15 protein-coding genes are annotated in these 14,357 nt (G+C 71.5%); 5 read left to right on the forward strand and 10 right to left on the reverse strand.

Going from position 1 to position 14,357, the window contains the following annotated elements; translation table 11 throughout:
* Positions 1 to 154 precede the first annotated feature (154 nt).
* Positions 155 to 445: a hypothetical protein gene (locus ACH4VO_RS26630; RefSeq protein ID WP_360996521.1), complete on the reverse strand. Its 291-nt coding sequence runs from the start codon at positions 443 to 445 to the stop codon at positions 155 to 157.
* Between the two features lie 135 nt (positions 446 to 580).
* A complete protein-coding gene (locus ACH4VO_RS26635; RefSeq protein WP_360996524.1) occupies positions 581 to 1,735 on the reverse strand; it encodes an adenosine deaminase in 1,155 nt (384 codons plus the stop codon).
* Between the two features lie 185 nt (positions 1,736 to 1,920).
* Here ACH4VO_RS26635 and ACH4VO_RS26640 point away from each other — a divergent pair, with 185 nt between their 5' ends.
* On the forward strand, positions 1,921 to 2,604 hold the full coding sequence (locus ACH4VO_RS26640) for an alpha/beta hydrolase (RefSeq protein ID WP_360996674.1): 684 nt from the start codon (positions 1,921 to 1,923) through the stop codon (positions 2,602 to 2,604).
* Positions 2,605 to 2,718: 114 nt separating this feature from the next.
* Here the strand turns inward: ACH4VO_RS26640 and ACH4VO_RS26645 are convergent, their stop codons facing one another.
* A complete protein-coding gene (locus ACH4VO_RS26645; RefSeq protein ID WP_360996527.1) occupies positions 2,719 to 3,672 on the reverse strand; it encodes a LysR family transcriptional regulator in 954 nt (317 codons plus the stop codon).
* 62 nt (positions 3,673 to 3,734) lie between these two features.
* On the opposite strand from ACH4VO_RS26645, the gene ACH4VO_RS26650 reads away from it, so the two are divergent.
* From ACH4VO_RS26650 to ACH4VO_RS26665, 4 genes are all read left to right on the forward strand, one after another.
* Positions 3,735 to 5,075, forward strand: coding sequence for an MFS transporter (locus tag ACH4VO_RS26650; RefSeq protein ID WP_360996530.1), 1,341 nt, complete (start codon positions 3,735 to 3,737; stop codon positions 5,073 to 5,075).
* A gap of 82 nt (positions 5,076 to 5,157) precedes the next feature.
* Positions 5,158 to 5,877, forward strand: coding sequence for a L,D-transpeptidase (locus ACH4VO_RS26655; protein ID WP_360996533.1), 720 nt, complete (start codon positions 5,158 to 5,160; stop codon positions 5,875 to 5,877).
* A 97-nt stretch (positions 5,878 to 5,974) separates the two neighbouring features.
* Positions 5,975 to 6,964, forward strand: a complete 990-nt coding sequence (locus tag ACH4VO_RS26660; RefSeq protein WP_360996535.1) for a sigma-70 family RNA polymerase sigma factor — start codon at positions 5,975 to 5,977, stop codon at positions 6,962 to 6,964.
* Positions 6,961 to 7,275 (forward strand): hypothetical protein, encoded by a 315-nt coding sequence (locus ACH4VO_RS26665; protein WP_360996538.1) that lies wholly within the window; start codon positions 6,961 to 6,963, stop codon positions 7,273 to 7,275. Before ACH4VO_RS26660 ends, ACH4VO_RS26665 begins: the two co-directional genes overlap by 4 nt.
* 7 nt (positions 7,276 to 7,282) lie before the next feature.
* Here the strand turns inward: ACH4VO_RS26665 and ACH4VO_RS26670 are convergent, their stop codons facing one another.
* The 7 genes from ACH4VO_RS26670 to ACH4VO_RS26700 all read right to left on the reverse strand — a co-directional run bounded on the left by ACH4VO_RS26670 (position 7,283) and on the right by ACH4VO_RS26700 (position 14,122).
* Positions 7,283 to 7,609, reverse strand: a complete 327-nt coding sequence (locus ACH4VO_RS26670; protein ID WP_360996541.1) for an STAS domain-containing protein — start codon at positions 7,607 to 7,609, stop codon at positions 7,283 to 7,285.
* Between the two features lie 52 nt (positions 7,610 to 7,661).
* A complete protein-coding gene (locus ACH4VO_RS26675; RefSeq protein WP_360996544.1) occupies positions 7,662 to 8,252 on the reverse strand; it encodes a Uma2 family endonuclease in 591 nt (196 codons plus the stop codon).
* A gap of 98 nt (positions 8,253 to 8,350) precedes the next feature.
* Positions 8,351 to 9,628 carry a thymidine phosphorylase gene (locus ACH4VO_RS26680; RefSeq protein WP_360996546.1) on the reverse strand — a complete coding sequence of 426 codons (1,278 nt, stop codon included), beginning with the start codon at positions 9,626 to 9,628 and terminating at the stop codon, positions 8,351 to 8,353.
* 120 nt (positions 9,629 to 9,748) lie between these two features.
* The gene (locus tag ACH4VO_RS26685; protein WP_360996549.1) at positions 9,749 to 10,162 is read right to left on the reverse strand and encodes a cytidine deaminase; all 414 of its coding nucleotides are present in this window, start codon (positions 10,160 to 10,162) and stop codon (positions 9,749 to 9,751) included.
* On the reverse strand, positions 10,159 to 11,424 hold the full coding sequence (locus ACH4VO_RS26690; RefSeq protein ID WP_360996552.1) for an ABC transporter permease: 1,266 nt from the start codon (positions 11,422 to 11,424) through the stop codon (positions 10,159 to 10,161). Before ACH4VO_RS26690 ends, ACH4VO_RS26685 begins: the two co-directional genes overlap by 4 nt.
* Positions 11,421 to 12,539 (reverse strand): ABC transporter permease, encoded by a 1,119-nt coding sequence (locus tag ACH4VO_RS26695; protein ID WP_069171039.1) that lies wholly within the window; start codon positions 12,537 to 12,539, stop codon positions 11,421 to 11,423. Before ACH4VO_RS26695 ends, ACH4VO_RS26690 begins: the two co-directional genes overlap by 4 nt.
* On the reverse strand, positions 12,539 to 14,122 hold the full coding sequence (locus ACH4VO_RS26700; RefSeq protein ID WP_360996676.1) for an ABC transporter ATP-binding protein: 1,584 nt from the start codon (positions 14,120 to 14,122) through the stop codon (positions 12,539 to 12,541). Before ACH4VO_RS26700 ends, ACH4VO_RS26695 begins: the two co-directional genes overlap by 1 nt.
* Between the last annotated feature and the right edge of the window lie 235 nt (positions 14,123 to 14,357).

A 14,357-nucleotide genomic window follows, 5' to 3' on the forward strand; every position in this document is an offset into this window, starting at 1 on the left:
CCGCGGGGGGGGGGGGCGGGTGCGCGGGGGGCACCCGCCCCCCCCGGGGCCGGGGGGGGGGCGGGGGCGGGGCGGGGGGGGGGCGGGCGGGGGGCGGGGGGGGGGCCCCCCCGGGGGGGGGGCCCCCCCCCCACAGTGCGTGCGGACAGGCCGGTCAGCGGCCCAGCGGCAGGACGCCGGTCAGCCCGCCGGCGGGCATGCCGCCGAGCAGGTTGCCGCCCTGCGTCGTGACCGCGTGGCCGCCCTGCTGGTCGAGGAGGCCGCCGGCGGCCTTCTGGACGGCGGGCAGGGCGTCGGCCACGGAGTCGAGCGCGATGTTCGCGGGCAGCATGCCGGCCACCGAGTCGACGGGCAGCGCGACGGCGGAGGCACTGCCCGCGCCGGCGGCGGCGAAAGCGGCGCCGAGAGCGGCGACACCGAGGGTCCTGACAGCGGTCTGCTTCATAGGACATTCATCCTTGGGGAAGGGGAGGGGAGCGGCTCTGCAACGTAGTCAGCCTTTCGCCCCACCCGCAAACATGCCGGGACACGGAAAACGGCCGGGATCCCGAGGTCCCCGGCCGTTTCCCACGCACTCGCCTCAGCCCGCCGAGGGCGAAGAACCGCTGGTCGTGACGGTCTGACGGAAGAGCCATTCGGATTTCAGTTCCGCGTACCCGGGCTTCACGACGTCGTTGATCATCGCCAGACGTTCATCGAAAGGAATGAACGCCGACTTCATCGCATTGACGGTGAACCACTGCATGTCATCGAGCGTGTATCCGAAAGTCTCGGTCAGCCGCTCGAATTCCTGGCTCATGCTCGTCCCGCTCATCAGCCGGTTGTCCGTGTTCACGGTGGCACGGAAGTGCAACGTGCGCAGCAGCCCGATGGGGTGCTTCGCGTACGAGTCCGCCGCGCCGGTCTGGAGGTTGGAGGTCGGGCACAGCTCCAGCGGGATGCGCTTGTCCCGTACGTAGGAGGCGAGCCGGCCCAGCCTCACCGTGCCGTCCTCGGCGATCTCGATGTCGTCGATGATGCGGACGCCGTGACCGAGCCGGTCGGCCCCGCACCACTGCAGCGCCTGCCAGATCGACGGCAGCCCGAAGGCCTCGCCGGCGTGGATCGTGAAGTGGTTGTTCTCGCGCTTGAGGTACTCGAACGCGTCCAGGTGCCGGGTGGGGGGGAAGCCCGCCTCGGCGCCCGCGATGTCGAAGCCGACGACGCCCAGGTCGCGGTACCGGTTGGCGAGCTCGGCGATCTCCAGCGCCCGCGCGGCGTGCCGCATCGCCGTGAGGAGGGCGCCGACGCGGATGCGGTGGCCGTTCGCACGAGCCCGGCGCTCGCCCTCCCGGAAGCCGTCGTTGACCGCCTCGACGACCTCTTCCAGGGTCAGGCCCGCGGTGAGGTGCTGCTCCGGCGCGTACCGCACCTCCGCGTAGACGACGCCGTCCTCGGCGAGGTCCTCGGCGCACTCGGCCGCGACCCGGAACAGGGCGTCACGCGTCTGCATGACGGCGCAGGTGTGGGCGAACGTCTCCAGGTACCGCTCCAGGGAGCCGGAGTCCGCCGCCTCGCGGAACCACACGCCGAGTCTGTCGGGTTCGGTCTCGGGAAGGGCGTCGTAGCCCTGCGCGAGCGCCAGTTCGACAACGGTGCCGGGGCGCAGCCCTCCGTCGAGGTGGTCGTGGAGGAGCACCTTGGGCGCGCGGCGGATCTGGTCGTGGTCGGGGACGCTCTGGGTCTGGCTCGTCATCTGGGCACTCTAACGCCTACGCGCGTAGAGTGGGGCGTCGATGCGTAACAGTGACCGTGAATCCGGATGGAATCCATCTGCGCTTCTGACACTGTTCTGTCATGGCACAGCGCGAACTTCCCCTGCCTGCCGCCAGGCTGGGACGGGCCGTCCACACGGCCGGAGCACCATCCGAGGTCAGCGGCGTGGTCCTGCTGCTCCCGGACGGCGAGACCGCCTCACGGCGCCGCCCCTCCGCACTCTCCTACGCCCGGCAGCTGCCGTTCGCGCGCACGCTGGCACGGGCGGCACAGGGGGACGGCCTCGCCGTGCACGTCGTGCGCTACCGCAGCCGGGGCTGGAACACCGGCGCGGACCCGGCGGCCGACGCCGAGTGGGCCGCCGACGAGGTCGTACGCCGCTACGGGGACGTCCCCGTCTGCCTGGCCGGGCACGGGATGGGCGGCCGGGCCGCCCTGCGGGCGGGCGGGCACACGGCCGTCACGTCGGTCCTGGCGATGGCCCCGTGGCTGCCGGAGGGCGCGGCGGCCCCGGAGCCCGGGCCCGAGCCGGTCAAGCACCTCGCGGGGCGCAGGGTGCTGATCGTGCACGGCACCAACGACGCCCGGACGGATCCGGAGCTCTCCTACCGGCTGGCCGAGCGCGCCAAGAAGTCCAACCGGGACACCTGCCGGTTCGAGGTCCACTCGGACGGGCACGCGCTGCGCCAGCACCGGTCCGAAGTGACGGCGCTGGCGGCGGACTTCGTGCGGGGCTCGCTCTTCGCCCGGTCGTACGCGCGCCCGGTCGCCGACGCCTTCGCGGCGCCGCCGCCGCTGGGGCTGCGGATGCCGCTGGCCGCCGGCTTCGGACAGTCCCTGCGGCACTGAGCGGCCCGGTGGCGGATCGGCCCCCACGCCGTGCAGGGAAGTGACGCGTGGAGGGGCCTTCGGGCCGCAGGGCGCTCTGCTGGGAGCTCCCGCCCCGGGCCCTCCGCCCAGGGCTCAGTCCGGCAGCAGGTTCCCCCGGCGTGACAGCAGGAAGCGTTTGAACGCGGCCACCGGCGGGGTGTCGGGGTGGCCGTCCAGCCAGGCGACCCCGATCTCCCGGGCCGCGCGCGGCGCCGTGACCGTCAGCTCGACCACGCCGGGCCGGGCGACGGCGGGCGGCGGGAGCAGGGCCACCCCGAGCCCGGCGGCGACCAGTCCGCGCAGCGTCTCGGCCTCCTCGCCCTCGAACGCCACACGCGGGGTGAACCCGGCCTCCGCACAGAGGTCGTCGGTGATCCGCCGCAGGCCGTAACCGGGCTCCAGGGTCACGAACGCCTCCTCGGCGGCCTCGGCGAGGCGTACGCGCCGCCGCCCGGCGAGGCGGTGGTCGTCGGGTACCACCAGACGCAGCCGCTGCTCGTCGAGGCGGCGGGCGACAAGGCCGGGGGCGTCGGGGACGGGAGAGGTGAGACAGAGGTCGAGACCGCCCGCCCGCAGGCGTTCGATCATCGCCTCGCCGTAGTTCTGCACGAGCTGGAAGCGGACCCGGGGGTGGTCGGCGCGGAAGGCGCGGAGCAGCGCGGGCACGGTCTCCGAGCCCATGGTGTGCAGGAAGCCGAAGGCGACCTTGCCCGCGGCCGGGTCGGCGTCGGCCCGGACGGAGTCGGCGGCCTTCTCCACCTCGGCCAGCGCGCGTTCGGCCGATCCCAGGAAAGTACGGCCCGCGGGGGTGAGTGAGACGGTGCGTCCCCTGCGGGCGAACAGGGCGACGCCCAGGTCCTGTTCGAGCCTCACCATGGCCCGCGACAGCGTCGACTGGGGAACACCGAGCTCGTGCGCGGCGCGGGTGACGTGCTCGTGGCGTGCCACCGCTTCGAAGTACGCGAGGCGGGGAGCGAGCACGGCGCGGATGTCTTCTTCGTAACTACTCGGTGACAGGCGGGGCTGTGAACTGTAGTGATGCGCCATGGGAACGATTATGACTGTTTCATGCATTGGACGCATGAAACCGGGGAGCCTACGTTCGACGTATGCCTCCTGCCAGTACCGGGGCGTCCACCATCGTGCTGGGCGCCTCCGCTCTCTCGTCCGCCGCCGTCTCCCCGGTCACCCCGGCCCGCTCCGGGCCGGCCCCGGCCCCCAGCGGGCCCGACCGCCTCGAGCCGGGCCGCCCCGGCTACCGCCGGATGAGCTTCGCGCTCTTCGCGGCCGGGGTCGCGACCTTCGCACTCCTCTACTCCACGCAGGCCCTGCTGCCCGCCGTGTCCGCGTCCTTCGGCGCGACGGCCGGTCAGGCCAGCTGGACGGTCTCCGCGGCGACCGGGGCGCTGGCCCTGTGCGTCCTGCCGCTGAGCGCGCTCTCCGAGCGCTTCGGGCGGCGGCAGATGATGACGGCGTCCCTGACGGTCGCCGTGCTGGTCGGCCTGCTCGTCCCGTTCGCCCCGTCGCTCGGCTGGCTGATCGCGCTGCGCGCGGTCCAGGGCGCGGCACTGGCCGGGCTGCCCGCCTCTGCGATGGCGTACCTGGCCGAGGAGGTACGGCCCAAGGCGCTGGTGGCCGCGATCGGGCTGTTCGTGGCGGGCAACAGCATCGGCGGCATGAGCGGCCGCATCCTCACCGGCTGGGTCGCCCAGCTGTGGGGCTGGCGGGCCGCGCTCGGCGCCGTCGGGCTGCTCGCCGTCGTCTGCGCCGCCGTGTTCCACTTCATGATCCCCAAGGCCAGGCACTTCACGCCCGGTTCGCTGAACCCCCGGGCCCTGGCGAAGACGGTCACCGGGCACCTCGCCGACCCGCTGCTGCGCCGGCTGTACGCGATCGGCGCCCTGTTCATGACGGTCTTCGGCGCGGTCTACACCGTGATCGGCTACCGGCTCGTCGAGGCACCGTTCAGCCTCCCGCAGGGCATCGTCGGCTCGATCTTCCTCGTCTACCTGGTCGGTACGGTCTCCTCCGCCGCAGCCGGCCGGCTGGTCGCCCGGCTGGGCCGCCGGGGCGCGCTCTACCTCGCCGTGTCCACGACGGCCGCGGGCCTGCTGCTCTCCCTGGCCGACCGGCTGGCCGCCGTCCTGCTGGGCCTGGTCCTGATCACGGCCGGCTTCTTCGCCGGGCACGCGGTCGCCTCCTCCTCGGTGAGCCGTACGGCGACGACCGGCCGCGCCCAGGCGTCGGCGCTCTACCAGTCGGCGTACTACCTGGGCTCCAGCGCGGGCGGCACACTCGGCGCGGTCGCCTTCCACGCCGGCGGCTGGGCGGGCACGGTCACGCTGGGCCTCCTCGCGGTCCTCGGCGTCGTGTCGATCACGCTGTACGGGACGAGGGCGGCCAGGACCGAACGGCTCCGGGCCAGGCCCGTGGCGGCCGTGCACAACTGAGACCTCCCACCGCACAACCGCCGCTCCCCCACGCGCGTCCAACAAGCGAGTCACCACATCGCGCGCGAAGGGGAGCAGGCGTATGCGCATCTCGGGGAACCCACGCGGCGGCGTGACGACGCGGCGGACGGCCGCGTTGTCCGTCGCCGGTCTCATGGCCGTACCGGCCCTGGTGCTGAGCACCGGCACGGCCGCCCAGGCGGCCTCCTGCACGGCGTCGAAGGGGCCGTACCAGAAGCAGGTCGAGAACTACCTGAAGCGACCGGTGGACGGACGCCAGTCCGTGGCCGACTGCACGGCGATCCGCGCCTTCCAGGTGGCGAAGGGCATCACACCCGCCGCCGGGTACGCGGGGCCCGTCACCTGGCGCACGATGAAGACGATCACCGCGCAGAAGGCAGCCGGCAAGAACCCCAACGCCGCGAAGAAGTGCCCCACGAACAAGGGGCGCATCGCGTGCGTGGACCTCACCCGGCAGCTGAGCTGGATCCAGGACGGCAGCAGGCTGAAGTTCGGCCCGGTGCCCGTCCGCACGGGCCGCGACGGGGCGGAGACGCGGACCGGCGCGAAGAAGATCTACTGGCGCAACATCAACCACTGGTCGACCCTCTACGACGTCCGGATGCCGTACGCCCAGTTCTTCGACGGCGGCCAGGCGTTCCACTCGGTCACCAAGTCCATGTACAACAACCCGGGCTCGGCGGGCTGTGTGAACATGCGGCCCGCGGACGCGAAGTCATACTGGAACCTGCTGAAGAACGGTGACGACGTCTTCGTGTACGGACGCAAGCCTGGCACCTGAGCTGCGACGTTGCCGCCTCGCGACCCCGTTGTCAGTGCCCTGGGGTAGCTTCCGCAGTGCCGGGTGAGCGGTGTCACAGCGCAACAGGGGTGGAACGATGGGTGAGCGGACAGCGACGGCGGACCTCGACAGCCGTCTGGAGGCACACCGGGTCGAGCTGACCGGTTACTGCTACCGGATGCTCGGCTCGGCCTTCGAGGCGGAGGACGCCGTCCAGGACACGCTGGTGCGTGCCTGGCGCGCTTTCGACCGGTTCGAAGGCCGTTCCTCGCTGCGCTCCTGGCTCTACCGCATCGCGACGAACGTCTGTCTGGACATGCTGAACGCGGGCAACAAGCGGGCCAGGCCGGTGGATCTGACCGGCCCGACGCCCCTGGCGCAGGCGGCGCTCAGCCCGCGCCCGGAGAACACCTGGCTGGAACCCGTGCCGGACGGCCGCGTCCTGCCCTCGACGGCCGACCCGGCCGAGGCCGCCGTGGCCCGGGAATCGGTGCGCCTCGCGTTCGTCGCCGCTCTCCAGCATCTGCCGCCCAGGCAGCGTGCGGTGCTCATCCTGCGCGAGGTACTCGCCTGGAAGGCGAGCGAGGTCGCCGAGCTGCTCGATACGACGGTCGCCTCGGTCAACAGCGCCCTGCAGCGGGCCAGGGCGACGATCGCGCAGCGGGAGGGCGCGCCGCCGGACACCGCCGACCCGCTGGACGAGGAGCAGCGCAAGCTCCTGGACCGGTACGTGGCGGCGTTCGAGGGGTATGACATGGCTGCGCTGACCGCGCTGCTCCATGAGGACGCCGTGATGACCATGCCGCCGTTCGACCTCTGGCTCCAGGGGCACGAGGACATCACGGGCTTCATGCTCACCATCGGCGCGGGCTGCGCCGGCTCCCGGCTGGTGGCGACCGAGGCCAACGGCGCTCCGGCCTTCGCGCACTACAAGCCGGACCCGGACGGCACGGGGTTCGTGCCGTGGGCGGTGCAGGTCATCGACATCTCGGGCGGTGCCATCACCGGCATGCACTGTTTCCTGGACACTCCGCGCTGGTTCCCGCTGTTCGGGTTTCCCGACCGTCTCGAAGAGAGCGCGTCATGAGAGCGGGCCGCCTGGTGGTGATCGGCTGGGCCCTCCTGGTGGTGGGGGGCTGGGCGGCCACGCTGTGGCTGGGTGAACCGTCCGCCACCGCCGGTCCGGGCACCGCCCCCACGGCCGTCTCTCCCGGCGAGAACCCCGGGCCGGGACCGCAGCCGGAGGGCGGCCCGTGCGATGCGGCGAGGGCGGCTCCCTCGTACTCGGCGAGCGCCACGCCGTCGAAGGAGGAGGTCCCGGACGGATACTCGTACGGACGGGTGGAGCAGCGCGACTGCGCCACCTACGTGATCCGCGACCAGGCCTGGGCCCGCTGAGCGCCGGTCACTCGGGGGCGGGCCGGACGTCGGCCACCACGTCGGCCGGATTCACCACGTCGGCCAGGCCCACCAGGTCGAGCAACGCCCTGAATCCGGCCGGGACGTTGCGCAGCCGCAGCTCGACGCCCCCGGCCCGTCGTGCGACGAGCCCGAGCCGCGCCACCGCCTCGACCAGGGCCAGATCCGGGCGCACCACCCCGCCCACGTCGCAGTCGACCGCGGCGGCCTCCGGGGCTCCGCTCAGCAGGTCCTCCAACTCGGCGCAGAGTGCCGGTACGTCGGCCCGGGTGACACGGCCGGTGAGGACGAGGGCGCTCGGAGTGGCGTTCACACCCCCATGGACCGGCGTGGTGCCCGGAACTCATCGGACCGGCGTGCGTGGCTCAGCCCGTCGGGAACACCCCGGTGTCCAGCTCCAGCCCGAACGGCTTCGGAAGCGTCAGCGTCTCCCCGTACTCCACCGCGTCCAGGACCCGGTAGCTGCCGTCGCTCGGCTCCCCGTACAGCGTGGCGGTGGGGCGGCCGGTGTGCCACGGGTCGAGGAGCAGGAACAGCGCGACACCGGCCTTGGCGTATCCGTGCACCTTGCCGATGCGGTCGTGGTTGGCGTTGGCCGGTGAGGTGATCTCGACGACGAGCCGGGCCTCTTCCGCCGGTACGCGGTTGCCGGGGCCGCCGACCACGGCGCGCGGCACGACGACGAGGTCGGGAATGTAGAGCCCGGCCCGTCCCGGCACGGACACCCCGAGCGTCTGGTAGATCCCCCAGTCCTCCGGGATCACGGGGTAGAGCCTGCGTTGAAGCAGCTCGGCAGTGGTGTTGTGGTCCTTGGACGGAGGTGGCGACACGGTGACGATCCCCTCGATGATCTCCACCTTGCAGCCCTCGGGTGCGTCCGTCTCCTCCCAGATCCGGACGAGGTCGTCCCAGTCCTGGCCGTGACCCGGCACGGGATCGACGGTGAGTGCGCCCATGGCGGTCTCCTCTTATCGGTGCGTCACCGATATCAGCATGCCGAACGGGACCGGCGGCGGTCCACCGGTCCCGTTCACCCGAAGAGGAGATCCGCAGGTCAGGCGATACGTTCCCGCACGACCGGCGTGACGGTGAACGGCGTGCCGGCCGGGGCGATGTCGTACGAGCCGGGCAGCGCCTGCAGCGCGTACCCGAACTTCTCGGGGGTGTCCGTGTGCAGGGTCAGCAGCGGCTGGCCCTCCGTCACGAGGTCACCGGGCTTGGCGTGCAGTTCGACACCGGCACCGGCCTGCACCGGGTCCTCCTTGCGCGCGCGGCCGGCGCCGAGACGCCAGGCGGCGACCCCGACGCCGTAGGCGTCCAGGCGCGTCAGTACGCCGGAGGAGGGGGCCGTGACCACGTGCTGTTCGCGGGCGACGGGGAGGGGGGCGTCCGGGTCGCCGCCCTGGGCGGAGATCATGCGGCGCCACACGTCCATGGCGGAGCCGTCGGCGAGGGCCTTCTCCGGGTCGGCGTCCTTGAGCCCGGCGGCGGCGAGCATCTCGCGGGCGAGCGCCAGGGTCAGGTCGACGACGTCCTTCGGGCCGCCGCCGGCGAGGACCTCCACGGACTCGCGTACCTCCAGGGCGTTGCCCGCGGTCAGGCCGAGGGGCGTCGCCATGTCGGTGAGCAGCGCCACGGTGCGTACACCGCTGTCGGTGCCCAGGGCGACCATGGTGGAGGCCAGTTCGCGGGCGTCCTCGATGGTCTTCATGAAGGCGCCGGAGCCGACCTTGACGTCCAGGACGAGCGCGCCGGTACCCTCGGCGATCTTCTTGGACATGATCGAGCTGGCGATGAGCGGGATCGCCTCGACGGTGCCGGTGACGTCGCGCAGCGCGTACAACTTCTTGTCGGCGGGGGCCAGTCCGTCGCCCGCCGCGCAGATCACGGCGCCGGTGGTGTCCAGCACGTCCAGCATCTCGGCGTTGGAGAGGTGGGCGCGCCAGCCGGGGACGGACTCCAGCTTGTCGAGGGTGCCGCCGGTGTGACCGAGGCCCCGGCCGCTGAGCTGCGGCACGGCCGCGCCGCAGGCGGCGACCAGCGGGGCGAGCGGAAGAGTGATCTTGTCGCCGACGCCGCCGGTGGAGTGCTTGTCGGTGGTGGGACGCGAGAGGGTGTGGAAGTCCATCCGCTCACCGGAGGCGATCATGGCGGCGGTCCAGCGGGCGATCTCGGTGCGGTTCATGCCGTTGAGCAGGATCGCCATGGCCAGCGCCGACATCTGCTCGTCGGCGACCTCGCCGCGGGTGTACGCGTCGATGACCCAGTCGATCTGCTCGGGGCTGAGCTCGCCGCGGTCCCGCTTGGTGCGGATGACGGAAATGGCGTCCATGGTCCTGGGTGTCCTTCCGGCAGAAATGCGCTACGCAGAGTCCTCACTGACTCTACGCGCATAGAGGGGAAATACGGGCGTGGCCCTCCCGGTCGTCGGGAGGGCCACGGCGGTCGATCGTTATCCGAGGTGCTGCGGCCCGAACGCCTGCGGCAGCATCTCGTCGAGCGTACGCAGACCGTCCGGGGTCTCCAGGAGGAGCCCGGGCCCCCCGAACTCGTACAGCAGCTGCCGGCACCGGCCGCACGGCACTAGTACCGCGCCGGCGCCGTCCACGCAGGTGAAGTGCGTCAGGCGGCCCCCGCCCGTGGCGGCCAGCTGGGAGACCAGGCCGCACTCGGCGCACAGGCCGATGCCGTAGGAGGCGTTCTCGACGTTGCAGCCGGCGACGGTGCGCCCGTCGTCGACCAGAGCGGCCGCCCCGACCGGGTAGCCCGAGTACGGGGCGTACGCCCGGGACATCGCGTCCCGGGCCGCCTCGCGCAGGGCGTCCCAGTCCACGGGCGCGGGCGGACCCGCGGGCGCGGGCGTCACTTGCCCTCGCCCTTGCGGTACGGCACGCCGTCCGCCTTGGGCATCCGCAGCCGCTGCGCCGACAGTGCGAGCACCAGCAGCGTCGTGACGTACGGGGCGGCGTCCACGAACTGGCTCGGGACCTGGTCGGTCAGCGCGTACCAGGTGAACAGCAGCGCGGAGACGGCCGCCGAGACCACCGCGGCCACGTACTTCTTCCGGTACAGCTGCCAGAAGACCACGATCACCAGCAGGATCGCCAGGAGCAGCAGCATCGCGTGGACGTTCTCGGCACCGCCGCGCAGCTTGAGGCTGTCGGTGAAGCCGAAGAGCCCGGCGCCCAGCGCCATGCCGCCCGGCATCCAGTTACCGAAGATCATCGCGGCGAGGCCGATGTAACCGCGGCCGCCGGTCTGGCCCTCCTGGTAGATGCTGGTGGCGACGAGGGCGAGGAAGGCGCCGCCGAGCCCGGCCAGGCCGCCGGAGATCGTGACAGCGATGTACTTGTACTTGTAGACGTTGACGCCGAGCGTCTCCGCGGCCACCGGGCTCTCACCGCAGGAGCGCAGGCGCAGACCGAACGCCGTCCGCCACAGCACCCACCAGGTGACGGGGATCAGCAGCAGGGCGACCACGGTCAGCAGAGACAGGCCGGTGACCAGGCCGCCGATGATGCCGGCGAGGTCGGAGACGAAGAACCAGTGGTGCTGCTGGAGGTCCTGCATCCAGTCCGACAGCCCGGGAACGGTGATCTTGTCGATCTCCTCCAGACGCGGGGACTGCTTGGAGGAACCGCCGGGCTCCTCGGCGAAGGTGAAGTTGGACAGGTACCGGGTGACGCCGACGGCGAGGATGTTGATCGCCACACCGGAGACGATGTGGTTCACGCCGAACGTGACGGTGATGACCGCGTGCAGCAGCCCGCCGAGCGCGCCACCGATGACGCCGAACAGGACGCCCGTCCAGGGACCCCACTGGAAGCCGGCCCAGGCGCCGAACCAGGTGCCGAGGATCATCATGCCCTCGAGTCCGATGTTGACGACACCGGCCCGCTCGGCCCAGAGGCCGCCGAGGCCGGCCAGACCGATCGGCACGGCGAGTTCCAGGGCGCCGCGCACCTGGCCCACGGAGGTCACGTCGTCCGCCCCGCTGATCAGACGGACCAGCGAGACGAGGGCCAGCGCCCCGGCGATGATCAGGAGGACGACGGGCAGGGAGAGCTTGCGTCGGCCGCCGCCCTTCCGGGGGGCGACACGTGCGGCGGAGACATCGCTGGTGCTCACAGGGCCGCCTCCTTCTCGGTCGTGAGGGCGTGGCCGGCAGCGAGCTCCTCGCCGACCTTCTGCTGCTGACGGCGGGTCCCGTAACGCCGGACCAGTTCGTAGCTGATGACGACGGAGATCACGATCAGGCCCTGCATGATCGTGGCGATCTCCTTCTCGAACCCGAACTGGTCGAGTGACGAGGAGGCCTTGTCGAGGAAGGCGATCAGCAGGGCGCTGAGGGCGATGCCCACGGGGTGGTTGCGGCCGAGCAGCGCGATGGTGATGCCGGTGAAGCCGATGCCGACCGGGAAGTCGAGGCTGTAGGTGTGGGTGTCGCCCAGCAGCGTGGGCATCCCGGCCAGGCCGGCGACGGCGCCGGAGATCAGCATCGAGGTCAGGATCATCTTCTTGGCGTCCACGCCGGAGGCCTGGGCAGCGCTCTCGCTGGCACCCGTGGCCCGCAGGTCGAAGCCGAAGCGGGTGCGGTTCAGGACGAACCAGTAGACGAGGCCGCACCCCGCGGCGACGAAGGTGAACCCGTAGATCTCACCGGCCTCGGCACCCAGGGAGAGGCCCGGGAACCAGCCGGACTCCGGGATGTCGCCCGTGGTCAGGTTGTTGGAGCCGGCTGCCTGCTCGCCGAAGTTCTTCGGCAGGATCAGCCAGGCGATCAGCGAGGTGGCGATGGAGTTGAGCATGATCGTCGCGACGACCTCGCTCACTCCGCGGGTCGTCTTCAGGAACCCGGCGATGCCCGCCCAGAAGGCGCCCACCAGCATCGCGACGATCACGATGAGGAAGATCTGCAGCGGGCCGGGAAGGTCCACGCTCGCACCGACCAGGGCGGCCATCATCGCGGCGAGACGGTACTGCCCGTCGACGCCGATGTTGAAGAGGTTCATCCGGAAGCCGATGGCGACCGCGAGAGCCGCGAGGTAGTACGTACCGGCCTGGTTGACGATCAGCACCTGCACGTCGGAGTACGAGGCCTGCTCGAACAGCAGCCGGTACAGCTCGAACGGATCGCGGTTCGAGATGAGCAGGACGACGGTGGTCAGCGCGAAGGCCACCACCAGGGCCAGTACCGGCCCGGCGAATCCCAGGACGATCCGGTCCTTGTCGAATTTCTTCATCAGGCCTCGTCCTCCGGTGCTGCTTCGAGGTGACCGGCGGCGGCGCCGGTCATGGCCGAGCCCAGTTCCTCGGGGGTGATGGTGGCGGGGTCGGCGTCCGCGACGAGCCGGCCCCGGTACATGACGCGCAGGGTGTCGGAGAGCCCGATGAGCTCGTCCAGGTCCGCGGAGATGAGCAGGACGGCGAGCCCTTCGCGGCGCGCCTCACGGATCTGGTCCCAGATCTGCGCCTGGGCGCCGACGTCCACGCCGCGCGTGGGGTGGGCGGCGATCAGGAGCTTGGGGGCGTGGCTCATCTCGCGGCCGACGATCAGCTTCTGCTGGTTGCCGCCGGACAGGGAGCCGGCGGTGACCTCGATGCCGGGGGTGCGGACGTCGTACTCGCGGACGATGCGCTCGGTGTCGGCGCGCGCCGCCTTCGGGTCCAGCAGGAAGCCGCGGCTGTTGGGCTTCTCGGTGACGTGGCCGAGGATGCGGTTCTCCCAGAGCGGAGCGTCCAGCAGCACACCGTGGCGGTGGCGGTCCTCGGGGATGTACCCGATGCCGCTCTCGCGCCGCCTGCGGGTGGGAACGCGCGAGATGTCCTCGGCGTCCAGGGTGATGACGCCGCTGTCCGGGGTCCGCATCCCGATGAGCGCCTCGATCAGCTCGGTCTGGCCGTTGCCCTCGACGCCCGCGATCCCGAGGACCTCGCCCTTGTGGATGGTGAAGCCGACACCGGACAGGACGTCACGGACGGCCCCGTCCGGGTCCGTCACGCCGAGGGAGAGACCCTCGACGCGGAGCATGGGCACATCCGTCACCGTGGACTCACGCGTCTCGGGCGAGGGCAGTTCGCTGCCGACCATCAGCTCGGCGAGCTGCTTGGTCGTGGTGTTCGCGGGGTCGGCGGTGCCCACCGTCGTACCCCGGCGGATCACCGTGATCTCGTCGGCGACGGAGAGGACCTCTCCGAGCTTGTGCGAGATGAAGATGACGGTGAGCCCCTCGGCCTTGAGCTCGCGGAGGTTCGCGAAGAGCGCGTCGACCTCCTGGGGGACGAGCACGGCGGTCGGCTCGTCCAGGATGAGGATGCGGGCACCGCGGTAGAGGACCTTGAGGATCTCCACGCGCTGGCGGTCGGCGACTCCGAGGTCCTCGACGAGCGCGTCGGGCCTGACGCCCAGCCCGTACGCGTCGGAGATCTCCGTGATCTTCTTGCGGGCGGCCGATCCGATGCCGTGCAGCTTCTCGCCGCCGAGGACGACGTTCTCCAGGACGGTGAAGTTGTCGGCGAGCATGAAGTGCTGGTGCACCATGCCGATGCCGCGCGCGATGGCGTCGCCCGGGTTGGCGAACGAGACCTCCTCACCGTCCACGGCGATGGTCCCCTCGTCCGGCTTCTGCATGCCGTAAAGGATCTTCATCAAAGTGGACTTGCCGGCGCCGTTCTCACCGACGAGGGCGTGCACCGTGCCCTTGCGGACGGTGATGCTGATGTCGTGGTTGGCGACGACACCGGGGAAGCGCTTGGTGATGCCGTGCAGTTCTACGGCAGGGGGACTGCTGGACGCGTTGATGACGCACTCTCCTTGGCCGGACAGGAGCGGGGGCACAGGGGCAGAGGGGCGGGGGTGAAGTTATCGCGCCTCGGGCTGTCTACACGCGTAGCGCTGCCGAATCGTAAAGCGTGGGCACCGAGCACGGTCCGGACCCATGGTCCGGGTGCCGTGCGAGCAGGACACTGCGACGGGCGGATCTTCTCCGGGGTTCTTCTTGCGGGTTCTTCGTCAGGTCTTCTCCGACGGGCACGCGGGCCCCGCGGCGCCGAAGGATCCT

The sequence above is a fragment of the Streptomyces sp. NPDC020780 genome, from assembly GCF_044334475.1.
Classification (GTDB): Bacteria; Actinomycetota; Actinomycetes; order Streptomycetales; family Streptomycetaceae; genus Streptomyces.

Bases quoted from the DNA above. Each gene is read 5' to 3' on its own strand.
- ACH4VO_RS26630 (WP_360996521.1), bottom strand. From the start codon at position 445: ATGAAGCAGACCGCTGTCAGGACCCTCGGTGTCGCCGCTCTCGGCGCC.
- ACH4VO_RS26635 (WP_360996524.1), bottom strand. From the start codon at position 1,735: ATGACGAGCCAGACCCAGAGCGTCCCCGACCACGACCAGATCCGCCGC.
- ACH4VO_RS26645 (WP_360996527.1), bottom strand. From the start codon at position 3,672: ATGGCGCATCACTACAGTTCACAGCCCCGCCTGTCACCGAGTAGTTAC.
- ACH4VO_RS26650 (WP_360996530.1), top strand. From the start codon at position 3,735: ATGCCTCCTGCCAGTACCGGGGCGTCCACCATCGTGCTGGGCGCCTCC.
- ACH4VO_RS26655 (WP_360996533.1), top strand. From the start codon at position 5,158: ATGCGCATCTCGGGGAACCCACGCGGCGGCGTGACGACGCGGCGGACG.
- ACH4VO_RS26660 (WP_360996535.1), top strand. From the start codon at position 5,975: ATGGGTGAGCGGACAGCGACGGCGGACCTCGACAGCCGTCTGGAGGCA.
- ACH4VO_RS26665 (WP_360996538.1), top strand. From the start codon at position 6,961: ATGAGAGCGGGCCGCCTGGTGGTGATCGGCTGGGCCCTCCTGGTGGTG.
- ACH4VO_RS26675 (WP_360996544.1), bottom strand. From the start codon at position 8,252: ATGGGCGCACTCACCGTCGATCCCGTGCCGGGTCACGGCCAGGACTGG.
- ACH4VO_RS26680 (WP_360996546.1), bottom strand. From the start codon at position 9,628: ATGGACGCCATTTCCGTCATCCGCACCAAGCGGGACCGCGGCGAGCTC.
- ACH4VO_RS26695 (WP_069171039.1), bottom strand. From the start codon at position 12,539: ATGAAGAAATTCGACAAGGACCGGATCGTCCTGGGATTCGCCGGGCCG.